The organism is Geobacillus sp. DSP4a (genome assembly GCF_013096875.1).
Lineage (GTDB): Bacteria > Bacillota > Bacilli > Bacillales > Anoxybacillaceae > Geobacillus > Geobacillus thermophilus.
In genome coordinates, this window is sequence record NZ_SDLD01000031.1 from 1 (window position 1) to 26219 (window position 26219).

Annotated in this window: 23 protein-coding genes, 1 rRNA gene and 1 pseudogene; 15 read left to right on the forward strand and 10 right to left on the reverse strand. The window is 52.0% G+C overall.

The genetic code is table 11. The features are described from left to right. The 9 genes from ETC02_RS11545 to dnaA all read right to left on the reverse strand — a co-directional run. Nucleotides 1-301 (reverse strand): 16S ribosomal RNA (locus tag ETC02_RS11545); the annotation flags it as partial. 239 nt (nt 302-540) lie between these two features. After that, nucleotides 541-684, reverse strand: a complete 144-nt coding sequence (locus ETC02_RS11550; RefSeq protein ID WP_155734064.1) for a hypothetical protein — start codon at nt 682-684, stop codon at nt 541-543. Further along, nucleotides 665-1741, reverse strand: coding sequence for an HD-GYP domain-containing protein (locus ETC02_RS11555; RefSeq protein WP_050368032.1), 1077 nt, complete (start codon nt 1739-1741; stop codon nt 665-667). The genes ETC02_RS11550 and ETC02_RS11555 overlap by 20 nt, the downstream gene beginning before the upstream one ends. A gap of 177 nt (nt 1742-1918) precedes the next feature. After that, a complete protein-coding gene (gene gyrA / locus ETC02_RS11560) occupies nt 1919-4396 on the reverse strand; it encodes a DNA gyrase subunit A (protein ID WP_050368031.1) in 2478 nt (825 codons plus the stop codon). A gap of 153 nt (nt 4397-4549) precedes the next feature. After that, nucleotides 4550-6472, reverse strand: a complete 1923-nt coding sequence (gene gyrB / locus ETC02_RS11565; protein WP_033011989.1) for a DNA topoisomerase (ATP-hydrolyzing) subunit B — start codon at nt 6470-6472, stop codon at nt 4550-4552. A gap of 45 nt (nt 6473-6517) precedes the next feature. Then, on the reverse strand, nt 6518-7636 hold the full coding sequence (recF, locus tag ETC02_RS11570; RefSeq protein WP_033011988.1) for a DNA replication/repair protein RecF: 1119 nt from the start codon (nt 7634-7636) through the stop codon (nt 6518-6520). Between the two features lie 11 nt (nt 7637-7647). Beyond that, a complete protein-coding gene (gene yaaA / locus ETC02_RS11575) occupies nt 7648-7869 on the reverse strand; it encodes a S4 domain-containing protein YaaA (protein WP_033011987.1) in 222 nt (73 codons plus the stop codon). Between the two features lie 181 nt (nt 7870-8050). Beyond that, nucleotides 8051-9187, reverse strand: coding sequence for a DNA polymerase III subunit beta (gene dnaN, locus ETC02_RS11580; RefSeq protein WP_050368030.1), 1137 nt, complete (start codon nt 9185-9187; stop codon nt 8051-8053). A 171-nt stretch (nt 9188-9358) separates the two neighbouring features. Continuing rightward, nucleotides 9359-10708: a chromosomal replication initiator protein DnaA gene (gene dnaA, locus ETC02_RS11585; protein WP_033027785.1), complete on the reverse strand. Its 1350-nt coding sequence runs from the start codon at nt 10706-10708 to the stop codon at nt 9359-9361. Nucleotides 10709-11197: 489 nt separating this feature from the next. Here dnaA and rpmH point away from each other — a divergent pair, with 489 nt between their 5' ends. From rpmH to ETC02_RS18390, 11 genes and pseudogenes are all read left to right on the forward strand, one after another. Further along, complete coding sequence (rpmH, locus tag ETC02_RS11590; RefSeq protein WP_020961658.1) at nt 11198-11332, forward strand: 50S ribosomal protein L34; 135 nt, start codon at nt 11198-11200, stop codon at nt 11330-11332. Between the two features lie 79 nt (nt 11333-11411). Continuing rightward, nucleotides 11412-11771, forward strand: a complete 360-nt coding sequence (gene rnpA / locus ETC02_RS11595; RefSeq protein ID WP_033014243.1) for a ribonuclease P protein component — start codon at nt 11412-11414, stop codon at nt 11769-11771. Between the two features lie 81 nt (nt 11772-11852). Then, nucleotides 11853-12617 (forward strand): YidC family membrane integrase SpoIIIJ, encoded by a 765-nt coding sequence (gene spoIIIJ, locus ETC02_RS11600; protein WP_044743679.1) that lies wholly within the window; start codon nt 11853-11855, stop codon nt 12615-12617. Then, nucleotides 12614-13270, forward strand: coding sequence for an RNA-binding cell elongation regulator Jag/EloR (gene jag, locus ETC02_RS11605; RefSeq protein ID WP_033010844.1), 657 nt, complete (start codon nt 12614-12616; stop codon nt 13268-13270). The genes spoIIIJ and jag overlap by 4 nt, the downstream gene beginning before the upstream one ends. Before the next feature lie 222 nt (nt 13271-13492). Then, the gene (gene mnmE, locus ETC02_RS11610; protein WP_100659538.1) at nt 13493-14881 is read left to right on the forward strand and encodes a tRNA uridine-5-carboxymethylaminomethyl(34) synthesis GTPase MnmE; all 1389 of its coding nucleotides are present in this window, start codon (nt 13493-13495) and stop codon (nt 14879-14881) included. A gap of 17 nt (nt 14882-14898) precedes the next feature. Next, nucleotides 14899-16788, forward strand: coding sequence for a tRNA uridine-5-carboxymethylaminomethyl(34) synthesis enzyme MnmG (mnmG, locus tag ETC02_RS11615; protein ID WP_033010846.1), 1890 nt, complete (start codon nt 14899-14901; stop codon nt 16786-16788). A 23-nt stretch (nt 16789-16811) separates the two neighbouring features. Beyond that, nucleotides 16812-17528 carry a 16S rRNA (guanine(527)-N(7))-methyltransferase RsmG gene (gene rsmG, locus ETC02_RS11620; RefSeq protein WP_033010847.1) on the forward strand — a complete coding sequence of 239 codons (717 nt, stop codon included), beginning with the start codon at nt 16812-16814 and terminating at the stop codon, nt 17526-17528. A 141-nt stretch (nt 17529-17669) separates the two neighbouring features. Continuing rightward, on the forward strand, nt 17670-18515 hold the full coding sequence (gene noc / locus ETC02_RS11625; protein ID WP_050368029.1) for a nucleoid occlusion protein: 846 nt from the start codon (nt 17670-17672) through the stop codon (nt 18513-18515). A 127-nt stretch (nt 18516-18642) separates the two neighbouring features. Beyond that, nucleotides 18643-19404, forward strand: a complete 762-nt coding sequence (locus ETC02_RS11630; RefSeq protein WP_033010849.1) for a ParA family protein — start codon at nt 18643-18645, stop codon at nt 19402-19404. Continuing rightward, complete coding sequence (locus ETC02_RS11635; protein WP_033010850.1) at nt 19397-20257, forward strand: ParB/RepB/Spo0J family partition protein; 861 nt, start codon at nt 19397-19399, stop codon at nt 20255-20257. Before ETC02_RS11630 ends, ETC02_RS11635 begins: the two co-directional genes overlap by 8 nt. Before the next feature lie 169 nt (nt 20258-20426). Then, nucleotides 20427-20528 (forward strand): annotated as a pseudogene (locus ETC02_RS18390) (DUF554 domain-containing protein); the annotation flags it as partial. A 134-nt stretch (nt 20529-20662) separates the two neighbouring features. Here ETC02_RS18390 and yyaC read toward each other — a convergent pair. Next, nucleotides 20663-21283, reverse strand: a complete 621-nt coding sequence (gene yyaC / locus ETC02_RS11645; protein WP_033008857.1) for a spore protease YyaC — start codon at nt 21281-21283, stop codon at nt 20663-20665. Nucleotides 21284-21470: 187 nt separating this feature from the next. Here yyaC and ETC02_RS11650 point away from each other — a divergent pair, with 187 nt between their 5' ends. From ETC02_RS11650 to ychF, 4 genes are all read left to right on the forward strand, one after another. Then, entirely contained in the window at nt 21471-22370 is a 900-nt protein-coding gene (locus ETC02_RS11650; protein WP_050368027.1) for a mechanosensitive ion channel family protein, read from the forward strand. Between the two features lie 19 nt (nt 22371-22389). Continuing rightward, on the forward strand, nt 22390-22587 hold the full coding sequence (locus ETC02_RS11655) for a DUF951 domain-containing protein (RefSeq protein ID WP_033008859.1): 198 nt from the start codon (nt 22390-22392) through the stop codon (nt 22585-22587). 189 nt (nt 22588-22776) lie between these two features. Then, a complete protein-coding gene (locus tag ETC02_RS11660; protein WP_050368026.1) occupies nt 22777-24804 on the forward strand; it encodes a molybdopterin-dependent oxidoreductase in 2028 nt (675 codons plus the stop codon). Between the two features lie 201 nt (nt 24805-25005). Then, nucleotides 25006-26106 carry a redox-regulated ATPase YchF gene (gene ychF / locus ETC02_RS11665; protein WP_033008860.1) on the forward strand — a complete coding sequence of 367 codons (1101 nt, stop codon included), beginning with the start codon at nt 25006-25008 and terminating at the stop codon, nt 26104-26106. The last annotated feature ends 113 nt before the right edge of the window (nt 26107-26219 follow it).

A 26219-nucleotide genomic window follows, 5' to 3' on the forward strand; every position in this document is an offset into this window, starting at 1 on the left:
GGCTACGCATCGTCGCCTTGGTGAGCCGTTACCTCACCAACTAGCTAATGCGCCGCGGGCCCATCCGCAAGTGACAGCCCAAAGGCCGCCTTTCAACCGAAGACCATGCGGTCTTCGGTGTTATCCGGTATTAGCTCCGGTTTCCCGGAGTTATCCCGGTCTTGCGGGCAGGTTGCCCACGTGTTACTCACCCGTCCGCCGCTGACCGAACAAGAGCAAGCCCTCGTTCGGTCCGCTCGACTTGCATGTATTAGGCACGCCGCCAGCGTTCGTCCTGAGCCAGGATCAAACTCTCCAAAGAAAGTTGATTGGCTTTTGCTTCGGCCAATGCGGCCGAAGTTTTTTTCATGACGCTTGCGTTTTGTTTAGTTTTCAAGGAGCTTGATCTTTACTTTAATGATGACAGCTATTACATAATAACTGATGGGCGATGAAAAGTCAATAGTTTTTTATTTCGTTGTTGCCGGCGCAAGCAAAGTTGATTGTATCATGTTGATGTTGTTTATGCAACGGTATTTTTTGGACGGTTGGCAATTTAATTCAAAAAACAATGCGAAATGCGTTATTCTCAAGCTGAGAAACCTGCTGAAATCCGCTTCCTCTTTCGGCAATGAACAACAGCAGCAAGAGAAAATGATTGTTTTTCACCGGCCTTTTCGGTCGACTATTCATCCATTGGTGCACGCAAAACCTCCTCAATATATATATCATGTTGAGTGCTTAACAGAAGCAATCGTCCCGTCCTCGCTGCTTTGACAACCGGCCGGGTTGGCTCGTCTGGCTGAATCAACATGACTTCGGCTGTCTCACCGTTGGATAGTTTGACGACGGCTCCTGTTTGCAGGCCGACGAGACGGTTCAACAGTACAGCGACGGCGTCTGCGCTCAATCTGCCGGCTTGCTGCCGCAACATCGTTTCAATGGCCCGAAGCGGCGGTTGTTTGCGCCGATACAAGCGCTCTGACGTCATGGCGTGGTACACATCCGCTGTTGCGACGAGTTGGCTGTAGGGGTGAATTTTTTTCGCTTTTAACTTGAGCGGATAGCCGCTGCCGTCGTTTCGCTCATGATGTTGCAAAACGGCTAGCTTCGCTCCATGGCTTAACGCTGTGATCTTCTGCACCATGCGGTAGCCGAGAATCGGATGTTGCTTCACTTCGCGGAACTCCACTTCAGTGAGCGCCGACGGCTTCGTTAAAATTTGTTTGCTCATTTTTGCCATGCCGCAGTCGGACAAGACGCCGGCTAAAACGACTTGGTGGCATTCCCCGCGGCTATACCCGAGCTCCATGGCTAAAAAGCCGGCGAGCAATCCTACACTGACGGCGTGATGATATAAATATTCCTCTTTTGTCGCATAATGGTGCAACGCAAGCAATTCCCGCTTGCAGCCTGTCATGTGTTCAAAAAGGGGAATGACAGCTTCCCTTATTTCATTGATGTCGACCGGCAAGCCGGACCGCCAAGATTGAAACCATGTCTTGTATTGGCGGACGGTCTCTAAATATAAAGAGAGCGGCCGTTGATCCTCCGCCGCGGCCGAATCCCCCGGCGAAAATGGTTCGCCGTTTGCGAGAAACGGCTCAATCTCCACTTCCTCTACAAAAAATTTTTCAAGCACTTGCAACAACGGTGTTGTAATAATAGTGTTTTTTGTCATAATCGGCCGTTTCGTTTTGCCGATTACATCTTCAGCAAGCACACAGCCTTCGCGAAGCTGGGAGCGCTTCACGCGAACCATCCATGTAGCCCCCCGTCTTTTTGTTTTTATCGTAGCACGATTTAGGCTGCAAATAACAGCACTTTCGCAATCGGAAAGCCCAATAAGCGCGTTTCGCTTTCCGATTCGCCGTAAAAACAGACGCACGCATTTTCAAACGAAAGGGCGCCCCGCACCTGCAGGCGGAACGCCATTCAATTAAGCGGGATGCCCTTCTTCCTCTTTCTCTTCTTTTTCTTCCTCTGGCACTTTGGCAACTGTCGCTACACACTCATGTTCGTCTTCGCCCGAGAGGCGAATGAGCTTGACGCCTTGGGCAATTCTCCCTGTCCTGGAAATATCGCTGACAGCGATGCGGATCAGCACGCCGCCTGTCGTAATGACCATTAAATCTTCATTGCCGACGACTGTTGTCACTGCAACAACAGGGCCGTTCCGTTCCGTGACATTGCACGTTTTCAACCCTTTGCCGCCCCGGCTTTGCACGCGATACTCCGAAGCTGGGGTGCGTTTGCCGAACCCTTTTTTCGTCACAACAAGAACATCATGATGGTCTTCCAAGATTTCCATGCCAACGACTTCATCGCCGTCATCGAGTGAGATGGCCTTGACTCCCGTCGCACTGCGGCCCATTGTCCGCACATCCGTTTCTGGAAAACGGATGAGCATCCCTCTTTTCGTGCCGATAATCAAATGTTTTTTACCGTCCGTCAACTTGACGGAAATCAGCTCATCCCCCTCGCGCAAGTGAATGGCGATGAGCCCATTGTTGCGGATGTGGGCGAAAGCTGAGAGCGGAGAGCGCTTGGCGATCCCTTGCTTTGTCGCAAACACGAGATAAAGCTCATTATCAAACTCATTTTCAATGGGAATCATGGCGTTGATCCATTCATCCTTGTCGAGCTCAAGCAAGTTGATGATCGGCAGCCCTTTGGCGGTGCGGCCGAATTCCGGAATTTCATAGCCTTTCGCCTGGTATACTTTCCCTTTATTTGTGAAAAACAGCACGTTGTCATGAGTAGAAGTGACGAGCAAATGTTCGACAAAGTCATCCTCGGCGGTATGCATGCCTTGCACGCCCCGGCCGCCGCGTTTCTGGCTTCGATACGTCGATAACGGCAGGCGCTTAATATATCCTTTATGGGTGAGCGTAATGACGACATGTTCGTGCGGGATTAAGTCTTCGTCGTCAAACTGTTCGACAGCCCCCGCAATGATCTCTGTGCGCCGCTCGTCGTTAAACCGCTCTTTGATTTCGGCCAGTTCATCGCGAATGATCTGCAATACTTTCTCTTCGTCAGCCAACACCGCTTTCAACTCAGCGATGAGGCGGAGAAGCTCTTGATACTCCTGTTCAATTTTTTCCCGCTCGAGGCCGGTCAGCCGTTGCAGGCGCATATCTAGGATCGCCTGCGCCTGCCGTTCGCTGAGCGAAAACCGCTCCATCAACCCTTCGCGCGCTATTTCTGTCGTTCGCGAACGACGGATGAGGTCGATCACTTCATCCAAATGGTCAAGGGCAATGCGCAAGCCTTCAAGAATATGGGCGCGCGCTTCAGCCTTTTTCAGCTCAAAGGCCGTTCGCCGGCGGATGACCGTTTTCTGGTGGTTCAAATAGTGCTCCAAACATTCTTTTAAGTTCAACACTTTCGGCTCGCCATCCACCAAGGCGAGCATGTTGATTCCAAAACTCGTCTGCAAGGCGGTATGTTTGTATAAGTTGTTTAACACGACCTTCGCGTTCGCATCGCGCCGCACTTCAATAACGATGCGCATTCCGCTTCGGTCCGATTCATCACGCAAATCGGTGATGCCGTCGATTTTTCTCTCGCGCACCAATTCGGCGATCCGTTCAATCAGCTTTGCTTTGTTCACTTGATAGGGGAGTTCGCTTACAATAATCGTTTCCTTGCCATTGGCATGCTGCTCAATTTCAGCCTTGGCGCGCAACGTAATGGATCCCCGTCCCGTTTCGTACGCCTTGCGGATGCCGCTGCGGCCGATGATTTGCCCGGCCGTCGGGAAATCCGGACCAGGAATGTATTTCATCAAGTCGGCAACGGTCATCTCCGGGTTTCGGCTTAACGCCAACAGCGCATCGATGACCTCGCCAAGCTGATGCGGAGGGATGTTCGTCGCCATCCCAACGGCAATGCCTGACGAACCATTGACAAGCAAGTTTGGAAACCGTGACGGCAGCACAACCGGTTCTTTTTCTGAACCGTCGTAGTTATCTTGGTAATCGATCGTGTCTTTATTGATGTCGCGCAACAGCTCCATGGCGATTTTCGACATGCGGGCTTCCGTGTAACGCATGGCCGCTGCTGCATCGCCGTCGATCGACCCGAAGTTGCCGTGCCCGTCAACGAGCATGTACCGGTAGTTGAAGTCTTGCGCCATGCGCACCATCGTATCATACACGGCGGCGTCGCCGTGCGGGTGGTATTTCCCGATCACTTCGCCGACGATGCGGGCTGACTTTTTATACGGTTTATCAGCGGTCATGCCGAGGTCATGCATGGCATATAAAATGCGGCGGTGCACCGGTTTCAGCCCATCGCGCACATCCGGCAAGGCGCGGGAAACGATGACGCTCATGGCGTAGTCAAGGAACGACGAGCGCATTTCCTGGCTGATATTGACTTCGCGAATGCGCGATTGTTCATGTTCTGCCATTCATATAAACCTCCCTTTTGAGCCTTCTTCGGCCCGGTCTGCCTTTACAGGGAGCAGACATAGGCGGACGGCGGGCGCCGCTTCGTTTGCGCCCCGGTTGGCCCCGTCGGCAAAAAGAAGCGAGGAGGGCGGCCCCATCCCTCTCTTTTCATCCTAAATGTCCAAGTTTTTCACATAACGGGCGTTTTCTTCGATAAATTGGCGGCGTGGCTCGACTTTGTCGCCCATTAAAATTTCAAACGTTTCATCTGCGTCAATGGCATCTTGCAAGCTGACTTGAAGCAATGTTCGCTTTTCCGGGTTCATCGTCGTCTCCCAAAGTTGCTCTGGGTTCATCTCGCCCAACCCTTTGTAGCGCTGGATTGTCGGCTTCGGTTGTTCCGGCAGCTCAGCAAGAATTTTTTCGAGCTGGCGGTCGTTGTAAGCGTAGCGCACTTGTTTTCCTTGTTCGATTTTATACAGGGGCGGTTGGGCGATGTACACATAGCCGTGCTCGATAAATTGACGCATGTAGCGATAAAAGAATGTCAAAAGAAGCGTGCGGATATGAGCGCCGTCGACGTCCGCATCGGTCATAATGATGACTTTATGATAACGCGCCTTTGAGATGTCGAACTCTTCGCCAATGCCGGTGCCAAGAGCGGTGATGATCGCCCGCACTTCGTTGTTGGACAAGATTTTGTCGATTCTTGCCTTCTCAACGTTGAGAATTTTCCCACGCAACGGCAAAATTGCCTGGAAATGGCGGTCGCGCCCTTGTTTCGCTGAACCGCCCGCCGAATCCCCCTCCACGATATACAGCTCGCTGATCGACGGATCTCTTGACGAGCAGTCGGCAAGTTTGCCCGGCAAATTGGAGACTTCAAGCGCGCTTTTGCGCCGCGTCAGTTCGCGCGCCTTTTTGGCCGCCAGGCGGGCGCGGGCGGCCATCATCCCTTTTTCGACAATTTTTCGGGCAATGGTCGGGTGTTCGAGCAAAAACGTTTCAAATTGTTCAGAAAAGACAGCGTCCGTCACCGTGCGCGCATCGCTGTTGCCGAGCTTTGTTTTCGTCTGCCCCTCAAATTGCGGGGAGGGGTGTTTGATTGACACAATGGCCGTCAGCCCTTCCCGCACATCTTCCCCCGTCAAATTGGCATCATTGTCCTTGAAAATTTGCTGTTTGCGGGCGTAGTCATTGATGATGCGCGTCAACGCCATTTTAAAGCCGGATTCATGCGTGCCGCCTTCGTGCGTATGGATATTATTCACGAATGAATAAATGTTGCTCGTATAGCCGTCGTTGTACTGCAAGGCGATTTCGACAGCGATGCCGTCGCGCTCGCCGGCAATGTAAATCGGCTCTTCGTGCAACACTTCCCGCGTCCGATTCAAATGGCGGACGTAAGAGCGGATGCCGCCTTCATAAAAATATTCACTTTTCCGGTTGTCAACCCGTTCATCCGTCAAGGTGATTTTCAAGCCGCGGTTCAAAAAGGCGAGCTCGCGCAGCCGGGCGGCCAACGTTTCGTAATCAAACTCGGTCGTTTCTGTAAAAATTTCCGGATCCGGCTTAAAGCGGGTCGTCGTCCCGGTTCGGTCCGTCTCGCCGATGACTTGCAGATCGGTGCACGGCTCGCCCCGCTCGTATTTTTGATAATGGATTTTCCCATCTCGGTATACGTAAACTTCCAGCCATTCCGACAAGGCGTTGACGACCGAGGCGCCGACGCCGTGCAAGCCGCCGGATACTTTATAACCGCCGCCGCCGAACTTCCCGCCGGCGTGCAGAACGGTCATGATGACCTCAACAGCCGGCCGTCCGGTTGCCTCATGCACATCGACTGGAATGCCGCGCCCGTTGTCAGCGACCGTGATGCTGTTATCCTTTCCGATCGTCACATGAATTTCCGTGCAATAGCCGGCTAATGCTTCGTCAATGCTGTTGTCGACGATTTCCCAAACGAGGTGGTGCAGCCCTTTAGGCCCCGTCGAGCCGATGTACATCCCCGGGCGCTTTCGAACTGCTTCAAGGCCTTCGAGCACTTGGATTTGGCTCGCGTCGTACGCTCGCTCAACCCGTTGTTCCATTGTCATGCCAGATCACCTACGCTTTCTTTGCAAACGTTCAACGTTTTGCGGTCAAGAAGGGGCAGCTACCGAACCGGAGTGGACTCGATAAATAGCCGCTTCTTGAATGATATCGTGCTTAATGCCGTCAATGCTCGTTGTGGTCACGAAAGTTTGCACTTTTTTTCGGATCGCATCTAAGAGGTGGGTTTGCCGAAAGTCATCAAGTTCGGACAGCACATCATCGAGCAACAAAATGGGGTAATCACCTAACTCGGAAAAGATGAGCTCAATTTCCGCCAGTTTCACCGCCAGCGCGGTTGTGCGCTGTTGCCCTTGGGAACCGAACGTTTGGACGTTTTTTCCGTTGACGATAAACGCGATGTCATCGCGATGCGGGCCGGCAAGCGTCGTTCCCCGCTCGATTTCCCGTTTTCGCAAGGAAGCGAACGTTTCGCAGTATGCTTCTACTATTCTCGACAATTCTGCCTTTTCTGATACGTCGACCGACGGTTCATACCGAATGCCGAGTTGTTCAGCTCCGCGGCTGATTTCACGGTGGATCGGCATCGCCCACTGCTCAAGCAGCGACAAAAACTGGCGGCGCCGCAACGTAATCTTCGCCGCCAGCACGGCGAGCTGTTCGGTTAATACGTCAAGCACCGCCTCGTTGCCCCTCTCGCGCGTCTGCATCATCTTCAAGCAGTGGTTGCGCTGCTGCAACAGTTTTTGGTATTGACCCAAATCATGTATATAAACGGGGGATACTTGTCCGATTTCCATATCGATAAACCGCCGCCGCACTTGCGGACTTCCTTTGACCAGATTCAAGTCTTCCGGAGCGAACATGACGACATTTAACTGCCCGACATATTGGCTGAGCCGTCGCTGCTCAATATGGTTGCATCTCGCTTTTTTCCCTTTTTTTGAGATGAGCAGTTCAAGGGCAAGAGAACCGCTTCGTTTTTCCGCTCTTCCTTCTATTTTAGCATACTCTTCATTCCAACGGATAAGGTCTTTATCGTTCGATGTGCGGTGCGATTTCGCCATGGCCAATACATAAATGGCCTCCATCATGTTTGTCTTCCCTTGGGCATTTTCCCCGAGAATGACGTTGACGCCTTGGCTGAAATTCACCATTTCATGTTCGTAGTTGCGGTAGTTCGTTAACACTAAGTCGGTTAAAAACACCCGATCTTCACCTACTCTGCCCGTACAACGACAAACGTGCCGATTTGCTCCACATCCACCCGGTCGCCGTCTTTTAACTTCCGCCCGCGCCGGGTCTCTCTTTCGCCATTGACGAGCACGTTGTATTCCTGCAAAAACCATTTCGCAGCGCCGCCTGTATCAATTAACTGCACAAGCTTCAACAGCTGTCCTAACGTGATCGTTTCCGTTTTAATCGTCACCGTTTGTTCCATCCGTTCATCGCTCGCTTTCCTCTAAGTCGCCTATTCCTTTATTTTATCGAAAACATCGCCCGCCCGCAAAGAAAGCCGATGAAGAGAATGGGACGCAATTGTCCCCATCCTCTCCATCGGAGGCATTGCGAAAAGGACGGCGTCCATGACTGGATCGCCTTTTATGCGTTTCCGACATACATCAATATGTTCTTACCGGCAAAATGAGCTGCAGCATCGAGTCGGTGTAAAGCGGACGCAGCACGAACGGGCGCATTGCCCCGGTGAAACTGATTTGAATATCGGTGCCATCAAGGGCCCGGAGTGCATCCATCATATATTTTGCGCTGAACGAGATGTTTAACTCTTCCCCTTCAAGTGATTCGGCCTGCAACTGTTCCGTCACTTTCCCGATTTCTGGAGAAACCGAGGAAATTTCCAACAGCCCTCCCGGGAGCGTCGTCAGTTTCACGACATTGTTTCTCCCTTCCCTTGCAAGCAGTGATGCCCGGTCAATCGCTTGCAAAAACTCTTTCGCATTGACGGTCATCGTTGTTTTGCTTTCTGTCGGAATCAGGCGGGCTGTTTCCGGATAGTTTCCGTCAAGCAGCCGGGAAAAGAAAAGAAGATGTTCCGCTTTAAACAACACTTGGTTGGCCGTTATGACAATATCGACCGGAGCGCTGCCGTCGTCCAAAATTTTGCTCAGCTCGTTTAGGCTTTTCCCCGGAATGACGACGTTGTACGACACAGCATGTCCTGCTTCAATTTTTACCTTTCGCATCGCCAAACGATGGCTGTCTGTCGCCGTGCAGACGAGTTCGTTATTCTCCACTTTCCAGTTGACACCTGTCAAGATGGGGCGCGTTTCCGATGTTGAAACAGCAAAAACAGTTTGTCGGATGATTGTCTTCAATAGATCAGCCGGAATTTGAAAGACGTTTTCTTCCTCAATTTGCGGCAACCGCGGATATTCGTCGGCATTTAAGCCATTGAGACGGAATTCCGAGTGGCCTGAGCGGATGACAGTCAAAAAGTTGTCTTCCGTCTCGATCTCGACAGTTTGCTGCGGCAGCTTTTTGACAATTTCAGCAAAAAAGCGAGCTTGCAGCACGATGCTTCCCGGCCTTTTGACATCAACGAACAGCCGACCTTCTTTTTCAAGCGGAATGAACGACTCGATCGAAATATCGGAGTCGCTGCCTGTCAATGTCACCCCAAGGGCCGTCGCTGTCAGTTTAATCCCTGTCAAAATCGGAATCGTCGTTCTCGTCGATACAGCTTTCATCACATCTTGGACGCTTCTTGCCAGCGCTTCACGGTCAATCGAGATGTTCACTTGCTGTTCCTCCTCGTTTTAATGGTGATCGGAAATAAATTATAAAAATATAAAAAATAAAAACCGTAGTACTAGTAGTATGGCTTGTTGGTATGTGGATAACCAAGAAAAGCGAAGCAAGCACAGCTTGCCCACATGTGGATAAGCTGTGCGTAAGACAGCGGCGGTTATTCACAGTTGCTTCAGCTTTTCTTGGATTTCTTTCACATGTTTCTGCAGCTGCGTGTCGGTTTGCAAAAGCTTTGATATTTTTTCATGGGCGTGGATGACCGTCGTATGATCGCGGCCGCCAAATTCGTCGCCGATTTTTGGCAGCGAACAGTCGGTCAGTTCGCGGGAGAGATACATGGCGATTTGCCGGGGGAACGCGACCGATTTTGTCCGTTTTTTTGCCTTAAAGTCTTCAAGCTTAATATTGAAATGCTGTCCAACAACGCGCTGAATGTCTTGGATCGTGATCACTTTGGGCTTCGCGCTCGGAATGATATCCTTCAATGCTTCCGCTGCCAGGTCAGCCGTGATTTCTTTATTGATAAGCGATGAGTAGGCGACGACGCGGATGAGGGCGCCTTCGAGCTCACGGATGTTCGAATCGATTTGATTGGCGATATAAAGCATCACTTCGTTCGGAATGTCAAACCCTTCCGCTTTCGCTTTTTTTCGGAGGATGGCGATCCGCGTTTCCAAATCAGGCGGCGTGATGTCGGTGATCAGCCCCCACTCAAAGCGCGAACGCAAGCGGTCTTCAAGCGTCGGGATTTCTTTAGGCGGCCGGTCGCTTGAAATGACGATTTGCTTGCTTTCTTCATGCAGCGTGTTAAACGTATGGAAAAATTCCTCCTGCGTTTGTTCTTTTCCAGCCAAGAACTGAATATCATCGATCAGCAGAACGTCAACGTTTCGATACTTGTTGCGAAAATCGTCCGGGCGGTTGTCGCGAATGGCGTTAATAAACTCGTTTGTAAACTTTTCTGAAGATAAATAGACAACTTTCGCGGATGGGTTATGTTCAATGACGTAATGGCCGATCGCGTGCATCAAATGCGTTTTTCCAAGTCCGACTCCGCCGTAAATGAAAAGCGGGTTGTACGCCTTGGCCGGAGCTTCGGCGACCGCGAGTGATGCAGCATGGGCGAACCGGTTGCCGGAGCCGATGACAAACGTGTCGAATGTATATTTCGGATTTAACATGCTTTGCGGGAAATCATTCGCTTCCTCGTACGGCTTCCGCTGTTTTTTGGCCGGTTGAAACTCGAGTTCTTCGTCAGCCTGGTTTGGCGGAATGATAAATTTGACGGCCAGCTCTTCGCCGGTAATGGCGTAGATCGTTTCCCCAATTAAATGGGAATAGCGGGAATCAAGCCAGTCTCTAGCAAACTCGTTCGGGGCTACGATGACGAGCGTGTCACCACGCAAAGAGTGGGCTTTCGTTGACTTGAGCCAAGTCTCAAAGCTCGGCTTGCTGATTTTCCGTTCAATTTCCTGAAGCACGCGATCCCATAAATCATGGATATTTTCCACCCGTTGCCCCTCCCTTTAATTCAGAGGATAATCATTTGTTTAAAAAAATAAGTTTGTGGAAAAGATATATTAAGGAAAAAAGACGGCTTTTCGACAAAATCCACCAACTGTGGACAACATTATAAACAAGATGTGAAAAAACATATCCACAAACTATCCACAAGTGTGGATATGTTTTTTTATCCACACAGTTATCCATTGTCGACCATAGTGAAAACACAATAATAATAGCAAATAAAACGGCTTGTTGCAACGGAATTTTTTGATTATCCACAAAACGGACAGGCTGTGAAAAAAACGTTATCCACACCGTTGCGTATGTGAAAAAAATGTCGATAAATGTTGTGGATTGTGGTTGGGGGCAGAAAAATTTATCCACATCAAGGCCGCCTCAAGAAAAGAGAAAGGGGCGGTTGACATTTGCTGAGATTGTTCAATATAATGAGAAAGACTGCCCGTAACAGTTATTCCTTCAGGGAGGTGTCATAGATGAAACGGACGTATCAACCAAATAGACGGAAGCGCAGCAAAGTGCACGGGTTCCGCGCGCGCATGAGCACGAAAAATGGGAGAAAAGTATTGGCGCGCCGCCGTCGCAAAGGAAGAAAAGTATTGTCTGCATAATAGGCCACTGAAGCTTCAGTGGTCTTTTTTCTCAATGTTTTGGCGGCGGGAAACTAGGCAAATGGAGTGTTTTAGGGGCATGAAAAAAAAATATCGCATCAAAAAAAACGAGGAATTTCAAGAGGTGTTTCAGCAGGGCGTCTCGGTGGCGAACCGCCAGTTTGTCGTCTACACGCTTGACCGTCCTGAGCAGCCTTATTTTCGCATTGGGCTGTCAGTCAGCAAAAAGCTTGGCAAAGCGGTTGTCAGAAACCGGATCAAACGATACGTCCGCCAATGCTTTCTTGAATTGAAAGAAGAGGTCGCCCCTGGCAAGGACTATGTCATTATTGCCAGGCAGCCTGCGGCGGAAATGGGCTACGCGGAAGTGAAAAAAAGTTTGATCCATGTGCTGCGGAAAGCCGGGGGGCTGAAAAAGGAGGCTGAACGCCGGATTTAGCCTGAAAAAACGCTCTCACAAGGGCGGAAAAAGATGATAAAATACATACAGTGAACTTGTACATGTGGGAGGAAAAAGAAGGTGAAAAGGCGAATACTATTCATTGCTTTGATCGGTGCATTGGCTGCCATGCTGGCCGGATGCACGGAAATCAATCAGCCGATCACTCCGGAAAGCAAAGGATTTTGGAATGAGTATATCGTTTATCCGCTTTCCTGGCTGATCAAATATGTGGCCGGGCTGCTCGGCGGAAGTTTTGGGTTGTCGATTATTGTCGTCACTATTTTAATCCGTTTGTTGATTTTGCCGCTGATGATCCAACAGACGCGCAATGCCAAAGCGATGCAAGCGCTTCAGCCGGAAATAGAGGCGTTGCGTAAAAAGTACAGTTCGAAAGACGCTCAGACACAGCAAAAGCTCCAGCAGGAAATGATGCTCTTGTTCCAAAAGCACGGGGTCAATCCGATGGCCGGCTGTTTGCCGATTTTAATCCAAATGCCGATTTTAATCGGTTTTTACCACGCGATTATGCGGACAAGGGAAATTGCCCAACATAATTTTTTATGGTTTGACCTTGGCGAAAAGGATCCGTACTTTATTTTGCCGGTCATTGCCGGGGTGACGACGTTTATCCAGCAAAAGATCATGATGGCCGGCTCCGCTCAGCAAAACCCGCAAATGGCGATGTTGCTTTGGATGATGCCGATTATGATCGTCATTTTCGCCATCAACTTCCCGGCAGCTTTGTCGCTGTACTGGGTGGTTGGGAACATTTTCTCTATTGTGCAAACGTATCTTATTAAAGGGCCAAACGTCTCTGCCCATTTAGGAGGAGCGAAAAAGTGAAGGAAGTGACTGCAACCGCCGCAACGGTTGAAGAAGCGGTGCAGCTCGCGCTCGCACAGCTCGGCGCTCCCCGGGAGCGCACGGACATCGTCGTGCTTGACGAAGGAAAAAAAGGCTGGTTTGGCCTGTTTGGCGGCCGGCCGGCGGTTGTCAAAGCGGTGTTGAAAATGGACCCGGTTGAGGAGACGGTGCGCTTCTTGCAGCAAGTCATTGCGCATATGGGAGCGGAAGAGGCAGACGTCGAAGCTGTCCGCCGCGGCAAGCAAGTGACGCTCCACATCCATGGGGGGCCGGTCGGTTTGTTGATCGGCAAACACGGCCAAACTTTAAATGCTCTCCAGTTTTTGGCGCAGCTTGTCGCCAATCGCCATGCGGAGGAATATGTGTCGATTGCGGTTGACGTGGAGCATTATCGCGAACGAAGGGAAAAGGCGCTTGTGGAACTGGCGCACAAACTGGCGGCTCAGGCGGTCAGGACAGGCAAAGAAGTGAGGCTGGAGCCGTTGCCCGCCCATGAACGCAAAATCATCCATGCTGCGTTGGCCGGCCATAAGCATGTCTCTACCTATTCGGTTGGAGTTGACCCGCACCGCCTTATTGTTGTTTCCCCGATAACAAGCAAAAAATCGCCAACGAAAAGGACGCCCCTCTAACGAATGTGGAGGAGGCCTCTTTTTTTGCCCTCTTTCGCTTGTGTACTTGCGGCTGCGCGAAAATGGGCCAGCAATCTATTTTTCCACAGCGGGGCTGAGCGTGCCATATTGTTATTCACATGTGGATAAGTTAAAATTGAACTAAACAACTATGCACAGGGAGCATGCGGCTGAGAAAGGCTGTGGATATAGAAGAAACGGAGAAAAGCGAGGTGAAAAGCGGTGACACAATTGGATACGATTGCCGCCATTTCAACGCCGATGGGCGAGGGGGCGATCGCCATCGTCCGGCTGAGCGGAGATGAGGCGGTGGAGATCACTGACCGGCTGTTTCGGAGCCCGAGCGGGAAGCGGCTGAAAGACGTCCCGTCGCATACGATCCATTACGGGCATATTGTCGACCCGAAAAGCGGCCGGGTCGTCGAAGAAGTGATGGTGTCGGTCATGCGGGCGCCGAAAACATTTACACGCGAGGACGTGGTGGAAATTAACTGCCATGGCGGATTTGTTTCCGTCAACCGCGTTTTGCAGTTAGTGCTCGCCAACGGAGCGCGGCTTGCCGAGCCGGGCGAGTTTACGAAGCGGGCGTTTTTAAACGGGCGCATTGACTTGTCCCAAGCGGAGGCGGTCATTGACTTGATTCGGGCGAAAACGGACCGGGCCATGAATGTCGCCTTGCAGCAAATGGAGGGGCGCCTTTCCAAGCTCATCCGCGAGCTGCGGCAGACGATTTTGGAGACGCTGGCGCATGTTGAAGTGAACATCGATTATCCCGAATACGATGATGTCGAGGAGATGACGCCGCGGCTGCTAAAGGAGAAGGCGCAATATGTGCGCCGGCAAATTGAAAAGCTTTTGTCGACCGCCAATCAGGGGAAAATTTTGCGCGAAGGGTTGGCCACGGTCATTATCGGACGGCCGAACGTCGGCAAGTCTTCGCTGTTAAATGCGCTCGCCCATGAAAATCGGGCGATCGTCACCGATATCCCGGGGACGACGCGCGATGTCATTGAGGAGTATGTCAACGTCCGCGGCGTGCCGCTCCGCTTGATTGATACGGCCGGCATCCGGGAAACGGAAGATGTTGTCGAACGAATCGGCGTCGAGCGCTCCCGGCAAATGTTGAAGCGGGCCGATTTAATTTTGCTCGTTTTAAACTACCACGAACCGCTGACAGAAGAAGATGAACGGCTGTTTGCGATGACGGAAGGGATGGATGTCATCGTCATTGTGAATAAGACCGATTTGCCCAAGCAGATTGACATGGAGCGCGTGAACGAGCTGGCGGCCGGCCGTCCGGTCGTGGCGACGTCGTTGTTGCGCGAACAAGGAATTGATGAATTGGAACAGGCGATTGCTGACTTATTTTTCGGCGGCGAACTGGAAGCCGGCGATTTAACATACGTCTCCAACTCCCGCCATATCGCCTTGCTCGAGCAGGCGAAACAGGCGATTGACGATGCCTTGGCCGGCATTGACGCCGGCATGCCGGTCGATCTTGTGCAAATCGATTTGCGCCGGGCGTGGGAGCTGCTTGGCGAAATCGTGGGTGATACAGTGCACGAAAGTTTGATTGATCAGCTGTTTGCTCAATTTTGTTTAGGAAAATAAGCAAGGAGGAAACAAGCATGGATTACCAAGGAGGATCGTATGACGTCATCGTCGTCGGCGCCGGCCATGCCGGCTGTGAAGCGGCATTGGCGGCTGCGCGCATCGGGGCGAAAACGCTCGTCATCACCCTTAACCTTGATATGATTGCGTTCATGCCGTGCAACCCGTCGATCGGCGGCCCGGCAAAAGGGATCGTCGTGCGTGAAATCGACGCTCTCGGCGGGGAAATGGGAAGAAACATCGATAAAACATACATTCAAATCCGGATGCTCAACACCGGGAAAGGCCCGGCCGTGCGCGCGCTGAGGGCCCAGGCTGATAAAGTGCTGTACCAGCGGGAAATGAAGAAGACGCTTGAAAGGCAGGAAAACTTGACGCTGCTGCAGGGCAAAGTCGAGCGGCTCATCGTGGAAGACGGCGTCTGCAAAGGCGTCGTTACGCAAACGGGGGCTCATTATTACGCCAAGGCGGTCGTCATCACAACCGGGACGTTTTTGCGCGGGGAGATTATCATTGGCGACATTAAATATTCGAGCGGACCGAACAATCAGCAGCCGTCGATCAAGCTGTCCGAGCATTTAGAGGAGCTTGGGTTTAAGCTCGTCCGCTTTAAAACGGGCACGCCGCCGCGCGTCAACAGCCGGACGATCGATTACAGCAAAACGGAAATTCAGCCGGGCGACGAAGAGCCGCGGGCGTTTTCGTACGAGACGACAACATACATCACGGATCAGCTGCCGTGCTGGCTGACGTACACGACGGAGGAAACGCACCGAATCATCGATGAAAATTTGCATTTGTCGCCGATGTACTCCGGCATGATTAAAGGAACCGGACCGCGCTATTGCCCATCGATCGAAGATAAAGTCGTTCGGTTCCATGACAAGCCGCGCCATCAAATTTTCCTCGAGCCGGAGGGGCGGGAAACGGAAGAAGTGTACGTGCAAGGACTGTCAACGAGCCTGCCGGAACATATTCAGCGCAAGCTTCTTGAAACGATTCCGGGGCTTGAGAAAGCGCAGCTCATGCGGGCGGGATATGCGATCGAGTACGATGCGATCGTGCCGACCCAGCTCTGGCCGACGCTCGAGACGAAGCTTGTGAAAAACTTGTATACCGCAGGGCAAATCAACGGTACGTCCGGCTATGAAGAAGCGGCGGGCCAAGGCATTATGGCCGGCATTAACGCCGCCCACCGTGCGCTCGGCCGCGAGGAGATCATTTTAAGCCGTTCGGACGCCTATATTGGCGTCTTAATCGACGACTTGGTGACGAAAGGGACGAACGAGCCGTACCGCTTGCTCACCTCGCGCGCTGAATATCGGTTGTTGCTCCGCCACGACAACGCCGATTTGCGCCTGACCGAGCTCGGCTATCGGATCGGCCTCATTTCCGAAGAGCGGTATCAAAAATTTTTGGCGAAAAAAGAGGCGATCGAGCGGGAGAAAAAGCGGCTGCAAACGGTGATCATCAAACCGACGCCAAAAGTGCAGGAAGTCATCCGCGAAGCGGGCGGAAGCGAGCTGAAAGACGGCATCCGCGCCGCTGATTTGCTCCGGCGTCCGGAAATGACGTATGAACATATTCGAAAACTGGCGCCGGCGGACGAGGACATCGCTCCGGAAGTGGCCGAGCAAGTCGAAATTCAAATCAAGTACGAAGGCTACATCCAAAAATCGCTGCAGGAAGTCGAGCGGCTCAAAAAAATGGAAAACAAAAAAATCCCGGAAGATATCGATTACGACGCCATCCAAGGGCTGGCGACCGAGGCGCGGCAAAAACTGAAGCAAGTGCGGCCGCTCTCAATTGCCCAGGCATCGCGCATTTCCGGCGTCAATCCCGCCGATATTTCGATATTATTAGTGTATTTGGAACAAGGAAGAATCGCGCGCGTGTCGAATGAATAAATCATGAGGGAAAGGATTGGCATATGGAGGCGACACAATTTCAATCCATGCTCGAAGAGAGAGGGATTTCCCTCTCTTCCCGGGCGCTTGCGCAGTTTGAGCGCTATTATGAACTGCTTGTGGAATGGAATGAGAAAATGAATTTGACTGCCATTACGGACAAGCCCGGCGTCTATGTAAAGCATTTTTTTGATTCGGTTTCTCCGGCTTTCTATTACAATTTTTCCGCGCCTATATCGCTTTGCGATGTCGGCGCCGGGGCGGGGTTTCCGAGCATTCCCCTCAAAATTTGCTTTCCGCAGCTGCGCATCTCGATCGTCGATTCGCTGCAAAAGCGCATCCGCTTTTTGGAGCATCTCGCAGCAGAGCTGGAACTTGCGGATGTAGCGCTGTACCATGACCGCGCCGAGACGTTCGCCCGCCAAAAGGGGATGCGCGAATCGTTCGATGTCGTCACGGCTAGAGCGGTGGCGCGCATGCCGGTGCTTGCCGAACTTTGTCTTCCGCTTGTGAAGACAGGCGGTACATTCATTGCGATGAAAGCTGCCTCAGCGCCGGAAGAGCTGAAAGAGGGGGAGAAGGCAATTTCTGTGCTTGGCGGGGAGGTGGCGGCGGTGGAAACGTTCATGCTGCCGTTCGAAGAGGGCGAACGGACGATCATTTTCGTCCGCAAAACGAAAAAGACGCCGGCTCGATATCCGCGCAAGCCGGGAATGCCGAGCAAACAACCGATTCAATAAAACCCCTTGCAGACGGCGTGGGGGTCCGTCCCTCCGCTTTGCGTCCTATGCCAAGGGAAACAAAAGACGGCCTAAAGCAGCGGCGTATGCCGGGCAAAACAGAGAATATCGGCCAAGTATGTCCAAAGGTGGTGTAGGGGGATGAAGCATCCGTTTTCGCGCTTGTTCAGCTTTGGAGAAAAAGAGCAAGAAGAAATGGGAGAAGACAAAGACCGGGAAGAAGTGCGCCATATTCCCATTTCCAGCATTATTCCAAACCGTTTCCAACCGCGCGCTGTGTTCGATGAGGAGAAAATCGATGAATTGGCGTTGACGATCCGCACGCATGGCATTATTCAACCGATCGTTGTGCGTGAATGCGGAAACGGCCAATTTGAAATCATTGCCGGCGAGCGGAGATGGCGGGCGGTGCAAAAGCTTGGCTGGACGGAAATCCCCGCTATTGTGAAAAACTTAAACGACAAAGAAACCGCCTCCGTCGCCCTCATCGAAAACCTACAACGCGAGGAATTGACGCCGATCGAAGAGGCGATGGCGTACGCCAGGCTGATCGAGCTGCACGATTTGACGCAGGAGGCGCTCGCTCAGCGCCTTGGCAAGGGGCAATCAACGATCGCCAACAAGCTGCGTCTCCTAAAACTCCCTCAGGAAGTGCAAGAGGCGCTGTTGCAGCGGACGATCACTGAGCGCCACGCACGCGCGTTAATTGTGTTGAAAGATAAAGAGAAACAGCTGAAACTGTTGCAAGAAATCATCGACAAACAGCTCAACGTCAAGCAGACGGAAGACAGGGTCGTCAAGATGCTCGAGGCTGGCGAGCGAAAGCCGAAGCCGAAACGGAAGGCGTTCAGCCGCGATATGCGTATCGCCGTCAACACGATCCGCCAATCGCTCTCCATGGTGGAAAACAGCGGCGTATCCGTCCATTCCGAAGAAGAGGAATTTGACGATTACTATCAAATTACGATTCGCATCGCGAAAAAATAATCATCAAGTCGCCTTTTGCCTCATCAAGCGCAGCTGATGGGGTTTTTTTCTTTCAGAAAACAAAGTCATTTTCCTTTTTTCATGGTAAAATAGAATTTACGAGTAAGGAATAGAGGTAGGTGGCACCGTGGGCAAAGTCATTGCTATTGCAAATCAGAAAGGCGGGGTCGGAAAAACGACAACAGCTGTCAACCTGTCGGCCTGTTTGGCGCATCTCGGAAAAAAAGTGCTGCTCGTTGACGCCGATCCGCAAGGAAACGCGACAAGCGGCATCGGCATTGAAAAAGGCGATGTCGACGAATGCATTTATAATGTCATTATTGGCGATATGAAGGCGAAAGAGGTCATTCGGCCGACGAACATTGAAAACTTATATGTCATCCCGGCGACGATCCAACTTGCCGGTGCAGAAATTGAGCTTGTTTCGGTCATTTCCCGAGAAATCCGGCTCAAAAATGCGCTTGAGCCGCTGAAAGCCATGTACGACTTTATCATTATCGATTGCCCCCCTTCGCTAGGGCTGCTGACGCTGAATGCGCTGACGGCGGCCGATTCCGTCATGATTCCCGTCCAGTGCGAATATTATGCGCTTGAAGGGCTCAGCCAGCTGCTGAACACGATTCGGCTTGTGCAGCGCCACTTAAACTATAATTTGCGCCTCGAAGGCGTCTTGTTGACCATGCTCGATGCGCGGACGAATTTAGGGTTGCAAGTCATTCAGGAGGTCAAAAAGTATTTTCGCGAAATGGTGTACGAAACGATCATCCCGAGAAACGTGCGGCTGAGCGAAGCGCCAAGCCACGGCAAGCCGGTGATTTTGTACGATGTCAAATCGCGGGGGGCGGAAGTGTATTTAGAGTTGGCGAAGGAGGTGCTTGAGCGTGGCTAAAGGTCTTGGCAAAGGCATTAATGCGCTGTTTCACAATCTCGAACTCGACGGAAAAGAGGGAGTGGTGCAGGAGGTCAGCATTCATGTCCTTCATCCGAATCCATACCAGCCGCGGAAAACATTTCAGCCCGAAACGATCGAAGAGTTAAAACAGTCCATTTTGCAGCACGGCATTTTGCAGCCGCTCATCGTCCGCCGGTCGGTCAAAGGGTTTGAAATTGTCGTCGGCGAGCGGCGCTACCGGGCGGCAAAAGAGGCGAACCTGCAGTTTGTGCCGGTCGTCGTGCGCGAACTGACCGATGAACAAATGATGGAGTTTGCCCTTTTGGAAAACTTGCAGCGCGAAGATTTGAACCCGATTGAAGAAGCGATGGCTTATAAAATGTTGATGGACAAACTGCATCTGACCCAGGAGGAAGTCGCCAGCCGCGTCGGAAAGAGCCGCCCGCACGTCGCCAATCATGTGCGCCTCTTGTCGCTTCCTCCCGACGTGCAAAAACTGCTTGCCGATGGAACGCTGTCAATGGGCCATGGACGTGCGCTGCTCGGGCTGAAGCAAAAAAGCAAAATGAAGTTCGTGATCGAGCGGATTGTCCGCGACGGGCTGAACGTCCGCCAGCTCGAGAAACTGATCCGGCAAATCAACGAAAATGTTTCACGTGAAACATCGAAACGGAAACCGCCGGAAAAAAGCGTGTTTCTCCGTGAGAGCGAATCGCTGTTGCGCGAAAAATTCGGCACAAACGTCACGATCAAACAGACGAAGAAAAAGGGGAAAATTGAAATCGAGTTTTTTTCTCCGGAAGACTTGCAAAGAATATTGGAACTGCTTGATGTGCAGTTCGACGAGTAGAGCGGCCTGGCAATAAGGGCCGGTTTATTTTTGCTGGAGCTAGAGAGGGTTGAACATCATGGTATTGCTAGGAACGATTGTGAACGGGCTCAGCATTGTAGCCGAGGCATTGATTGGAAAATGGTTTCACCGCATTCCCGAACGGGTAAAAGAGACGGTGATGGGAGGAATCGGGCTGAATATGCTCGGTTTGACGAACATTCGCGTGGCGAATTTGCTGCCGAGCATTCTTGTCGTGGCGGCTGCCGTGTGTGTTCTTTCATTCGTCTAATAGACGGCCGCCTCTTCGGCCGAGAGCGGACAAACGACGTCCGTGCAGAGGGAGCGCCTAAACCGGGCGTTCAAGGCGCGAAAAAGAAATCCCCTCTTTAAGAACAACAGCCGGATGAGAGGGGATTTTGCTGTTTACCATAAGGAATGCCGGTCTTTCAGAAGCGGTTGGGCGGCTCGCTCTTTACGGATGATGTGCCGCTCCGCTTCATAAATGCCGTTGGCGATCGTTTTCGCCATATTCATGACGAGATGAAGACGCGTATTTTGCAAGACGAAAAATTCCATAAACCCGCTCACATTGACGACTCCAGTAATATGGGCGTCGCCGACAGGGGGAAGTTGCTTGTTCACTCCGGCTCCGGGGCGAACCGGCCCTTTCGACACGGTGATGGCCCCGACGCTTTTCAACCGTCCGAGGCAAGCGTCGACAGCGATGATAAACGGATCGCGATGAATCAGCTGAATGGCCCCCACTTTTTCTTCCAAGTTGACCGCATGAATCGGCTCTTCAAGCGTTCCGTATACGTGAAAACGGGCCAATGGCTTCTCCTTCAGCATCGTGCCGACGAGCGGTCCAAGCGAATCGCCGGTCGAACGGTCCGTGCCGATGCAGACGACGGCAATCGGTTGAACGAGCGGATCGGGAAGCAGCGAAGTGATTCGCCAGGCGATGGACGATGCCGCCCCCTGTTCATCATAAAAAACGCGATCCCTTTCTTCCCGGGAAGAGAAAAATATCGACGGTATGCTCATGCGATTCACTCCTACTTTCGGTTCAAAATTATTAACAGTATACGGAAAATAAAAGAATCATATACATCTCGATGTTTGTTTTCTTGTCTTTTCTTTTTCGCCCGCTGCCTGCATTTGACTACAAATCGGCGGTCCATCTTGTTAAAATAAAAGCGCAGAATAGAAAAAGGTTGAGGTGTCGTCAACATTGAATGCGATGGAAAAAACGGTTAACCGGCTGCTCGAGCTGTTGACGAATGAGGAGCTATGGCTTCGAATTGGAACAGGGGCGCTTACGATTGTTCTTATCCTACTCATATGCGCCGCAGCAGTGAAAGTGTTGAAAATAGCCGTTCATAATATGTTCAAAGTGCGGGAGAAAGCACCGATCCGCATTTCGGAACGGCGAGAGATGACGTTAACGCGGCTGTTAGACAATGTGATTACGTACGTACTATATTTTATTGCGCTGTTGATGATTTTAGATACGTTTGGTGTTCCGGTCAAAGCGTTGTTGGCTGGGGCCGGGGTTGTTGGCCTGGCCGTCGGCTTCGGGGCGCAAAGCTTAGTAAAAGACATCATCACCGGGTTTTTCATCATTTTTGAAGACCAGTTTGCGGTCGGCGATTACGTCCGCATCGGCAATTTTGAAGGGTATGTGGAAGAGATCGGGCTTCGGGTGACGAAAATTAAAAGCTGGACGGGAGAAGTGCATATTTTGCCTAACGGCAGCATTACGCAAGTGACGAACTATTCACTTCACAACAGTTTGGCGGTAGTGGACATCAGCATCTCCTATGAAGAAGATATTGAAGAGGCGGAAAAAGCGATTCGTGAACTGCTGCCGCAGTTGCCGGACAAATACGAGGATATGGTCGCACCGCCGCAGTTGCTTGGCGTGCAAAACTTAGTGAACTCGGAAATGGTGCTTCGTATTACATGCGAAACGAAGCCGATGTGCCATGTCGGTGTGGAAAGAGCCATCCGCAAAGAAGTAAAGATGCTTTTAGACGAACGCGGAATCGAAATGGCATACCCAAGGTTCGTGTTGCATCGGCGAAGCGGAGAGGAGCCGCTTGATGCCAAATGGCAAGGGCAGAAATCATGACAATCATGGAGGTGAGCAGATGGAAGAGAAGGAATTTGGCTTGTATGATATCGTTGAGATGAAAAAGCCGCACCCGTGCGGCACGAACCGTTGGAAAGTGATCCGCTTAGGCGCGGATATCCGCATCAAATGCGAGGGGTGCGCCCACAGCGTTCTGTTGCCGCGCAAAGAGTTTATTCGCAAAATGAAAAAAGTGTTAGTCAGGCATGAAGAATGACAAAAGGGGCTGATCCAAAAGAGCGGTAACGCTCCTATCTGGAGCAGCATGGAAACATAGACCGCCACGAAACATCCGGTAAAGCCAAGGGTTTCAGGAGGGGGTCTCTTTCCCATACTTCGGTTGCATCTTATCAAAAAGGGGCTTTTGCGTCAGCCCCTCTTTTGCTGGACAGGGAGGGGAGAATCGATGGAAACCGTGCATGTAACGTCATGTCCGCTCAATTGCTGGGACGTTTGCGGACTCAAGGTGACCGTAAATGGCGGAAAAGTAGTGCGCATTGATGGCGACGAACATCATCCGATCACGAAAGGAACGATTTGCGGGCGCGGGCGGATGCTGAAAGAGCGGGCAAACGCCAAAGAGCGGCTCCTTTATCCGCTGAAAAAAGCAAACGGGCGATTTATCCGGGTTTCATGGGAAGAAGCACTCGATGATATCGCCGAAAAATTGTGGGACGTAAAAGAACGGTTGGGGTCGACAGCCGTGCTCCATAGCCATGACTATGCCAACAACGGGCTGCTGAAAAATCTAGACAAGCGTTTTTTCAATTGCTACGGCGGGGTGACAGAGCTTGTCGGCAGCCTTTGCTGGGGCGCGGGCATTGAGGCGCAAACATGGGATTTTGGCAATGCGTACAGCCATGCGCCGGAAGATATCGACAACAGCCGCCATATCGTCATTTGGGGGCGAAATGTCGCCCGCACGAACATGCATTTGTTTGAACGGTTGCTGGCGGCGAAAAAGCGCGGCGCGACGATCACCGTTATTGATCCGCTGTTTGGCCCGACGGCGCGCATCGCCGACCGGTACGTGTGCATCAAACCGGGGATGGATGCCTTTTTAGCCATGGGCATTATGAAAGAGCTGCTTCGGCTTCGGCTCGAGGATCGCACGTTTATCGAGCAGTATACGGTCGGTTTTCGCGATGTGGAAGAGATGTTGCAGACGATTTCGTTTGCGGAGATCGAACGGCATACCGGCGTCGGCCGCCGTGTTATGACAGAGCTCGCTGAGCTTTACAGCGACCGGCCGACGGCGACGTATCTTGGACTTGGCATGCAGCGCTATGCGAACGGCGGCAACACGATCCGCTGGATTGATGCTCTTGTCGCGGCGAGCGGCAATGTCGGCATTCCGGGCGGAGGAGCGAATTTTGGCAACTTGCAAGTGAGTGAATGCTTTGACAAAGCCGCTCTCACGCTCCCGGAACGGAAAACAGCGTCACGCACGTGGACGGTGATGAAGCAAGCGGAAGAGATCTTGCGGGCGGATGATCCGCCCATTGAGATGGTCATCGTCACGTGCGGCAACCCGCTTGTTCAGGTGCCGAATACGAATTTAATGAAAGAGGCGTTTGCCTCGGTCAACACTGTTGTTGTCTTTGAACAGTTTATGACTGATACCGCCGCCGCTGCTGATTATGTCCTTCCGGTTGCGGCTTCGTTTGAGGAAGAAGACGTTTATTGTTCGTCAATGTACCATGCGTATTTGAATTACGGGCCGAAGCTCGTCGACCCGCCGGGCGAGGCGAAGCCTGATCTTTGGATTTGGACGGAGCTGGCCAAACGGCTTGGCTTTGGCGATGCGTTCGCCTATACGCGCGAGCAGTTTCTCGCCATGGCGCTGCGCCCGTTGGAAACACACGGGATTACGCTCGAGCGGATCAAAGCCGAGCATCGCATTCTTCTGCCCGTCGAGCCGGTGCCATGGCATGACCGCCGTTTCCAAACGCCAAGCGGCAAATATGAATTCACTTCGAACATTGCCCGGCAAAAAGGAATGGACGGCCGGCTGCAAATCATGTACCCGGCTGAGTCGGAAGAAGCTCATCCGGCATTGGCCGCCAAGTATCCGTACCGGTTGTTGACGATCCATCCGCTCCGTTCAAACCATTCTCAGCATTACCCTCTCGTTCCGGCGCTGCAAACTGTGCGCATTGAAATTTCGGCTGATATTGCTGAGAAAAAAGGCCTCACCGACGGCGATCGGGCACGTGTCTACAACGACCGCGGGGCCGTTGTCGGGACGGTCAAAGTGCTTAATGGCGCTTATCCGGGAACGATCAATATTGACGAAGGACAATGGGGCGCGTTTGGCGGTCCGGTCAATGTGCTCACATCCGATTTGGAGTCAGACAACAAATGCGGCAGCACGCTGTACGATTGCTTGGTGAATATTGAAAAAGTGGCGCAGGAAACAAATGAAGCACTTTAACGTAAAGGGCGGCGGCCCAAATTGCCCCAAGGTTGATCCGCGCCGGACAGTGTTGACGTCCAACAGTTGGAAAAAGACACAAACTCCTAGTTGTTGAGGCGGATGAAAGGGGAAATATTCCCCGCCCGCGGCACGCTTGTCATTTTTTGTGCCAGCCCATATAATGAGGGAAGATGCGAACGGGAAAGAGGAGTGGAACGAATGGGATTGACAGCAGGAATCGTCGGGTTGCCAAACGTCGGCAAATCGACGTTGTTTAACGCTATTACAAAAGCAGGCGCCGAATCGGCCAATTATCCGTTTTGCACGATTGAACCGAACGTCGGCGTCGTGGAAGTGCCGGACGAGCGGTTGACCGTCCTGACCGACATGTTCCGGCCGAAGCGGACCGTGCCGACGGTTTTTGAGTTTACCGACATCGCCGGGATCGTGAAAGGAGCAAGCAAAGGGGAAGGGCTTGGCAACAAGTTTTTGTCGCACATTCGCCAAGTTGATGCGATTTGCCAAGTCGTCCGTTGCTTCAGCGATGAAAACATCACCCACGTCGCCGGCAAAGTCGATCCGCTCGCCGATATTGAAACGATCAACTTAGAGCTTATTTTTGCTGACCTGGAGACGGTCGACAAACGAATGGAGCGGGTGGGCAAAATCGCCAAGCAAAAAGACAAAGAGGCGGCGTTTGAATACGAAATTTTGCTGCGGCTGAAAGAGACGCTCGAAGCCGGCAAGCCGGCGCGCACGATCGAGTTTGCCGATGAAGAGATGAAAGTCGTCAAGCAGCTGCACTTGCTGACGACCAAACCGATGCTTTATGTCGCCAATGTCGGCGAGGACGATGTCGCTGATCCGGAGAGCAATCCGTTCGTCGCGGAAGTGCGTGAGTTTGCCAAAAGCGACAATGCGGAAGTGATTGTCGTCTGTGCAAAAATTGAAGAAGAAATCGCCGAGTTCAGCGATGAGGAAAAACAGCAGTTTTTGCAAGAGCTCGGCATTGAACAATCCGGCCTCGATCAGCTCATTCGCGCCGCCTACAGCTTGCTTGGGCTGGCGACGTTTTTTACCGCCGGTGAACAAGAAGTGCGGGCATGGACGTTTCGCAAAGGGATGAAGGCGCCGCAATGCGCCGGTATTATTCACTCTGACTTTGAGCGCGGGTTCATTCGCGCTGAAACCGTTTCATACGACGATTTAGTCGCTGCCGGCTCGATGGCGGCGGCGCGCGAAGCCGGCAAAGTGCGGCTGGAAGGGAAAGATTACGAAGTGCAAGACGGCGACATCATGCACTTCCGGTTCAATGTGTAACGCCATTGTCGACAGAGTCCGCGGCCAAGGGGCGGCAGACTGCGTGAGTTCCATGTGCAATGCCGCGGAGAAAGGAAAATGGTTGGCGGCGTGGTGAACTTCCAGTGCTAATT

Coding starts and splice junctions, on each gene's coding strand:
- rnpA (WP_033014243.1), top strand. CDS start 11,412: ATGAAAAAAAAATATCGCATCAAAAAAAACGAGGAATTTCAAGAGGTG.
- gyrB (WP_033011989.1), bottom strand. CDS start 6,472: ATGACAATGGAACAACGGGTTGAGCGAGCGTACGACGCGAGCCAAATC.
- rpmH (WP_020961658.1), top strand. CDS start 11,198: ATGAAACGGACGTATCAACCAAATAGACGGAAGCGCAGCAAAGTGCAC.
- ETC02_RS11655 (WP_033008859.1), top strand. CDS start 22,390: ATGGAAGAGAAGGAATTTGGCTTGTATGATATCGTTGAGATGAAAAAG.
- yaaA (WP_033011987.1), bottom strand. CDS start 7,869: ATGGAACAAACGGTGACGATTAAAACGGAAACGATCACGTTAGGACAG.
- noc (WP_050368029.1), top strand. CDS start 17,670: ATGAAGCATCCGTTTTCGCGCTTGTTCAGCTTTGGAGAAAAAGAGCAA.
- ychF (WP_033008860.1), top strand. CDS start 25,006: ATGGGATTGACAGCAGGAATCGTCGGGTTGCCAAACGTCGGCAAATCG.
- yyaC (WP_033008857.1), bottom strand. CDS start 21,283: ATGAGCATACCGTCGATATTTTTCTCTTCCCGGGAAGAAAGGGATCGC.
- ETC02_RS11660 (WP_050368026.1), top strand. CDS start 22,777: ATGGAAACCGTGCATGTAACGTCATGTCCGCTCAATTGCTGGGACGTT.
- gyrA (WP_050368031.1), bottom strand. CDS start 4,396: ATGGCAGAACATGAACAATCGCGCATTCGCGAAGTCAATATCAGCCAG.
- mnmG (WP_033010846.1), top strand. CDS start 14,899: ATGGATTACCAAGGAGGATCGTATGACGTCATCGTCGTCGGCGCCGGC.
- rsmG (WP_033010847.1), top strand. CDS start 16,812: ATGGAGGCGACACAATTTCAATCCATGCTCGAAGAGAGAGGGATTTCC.
- ETC02_RS11555 (WP_050368032.1), bottom strand. CDS start 1,741: ATGGTTCGCGTGAAGCGCTCCCAGCTTCGCGAAGGCTGTGTGCTTGCT.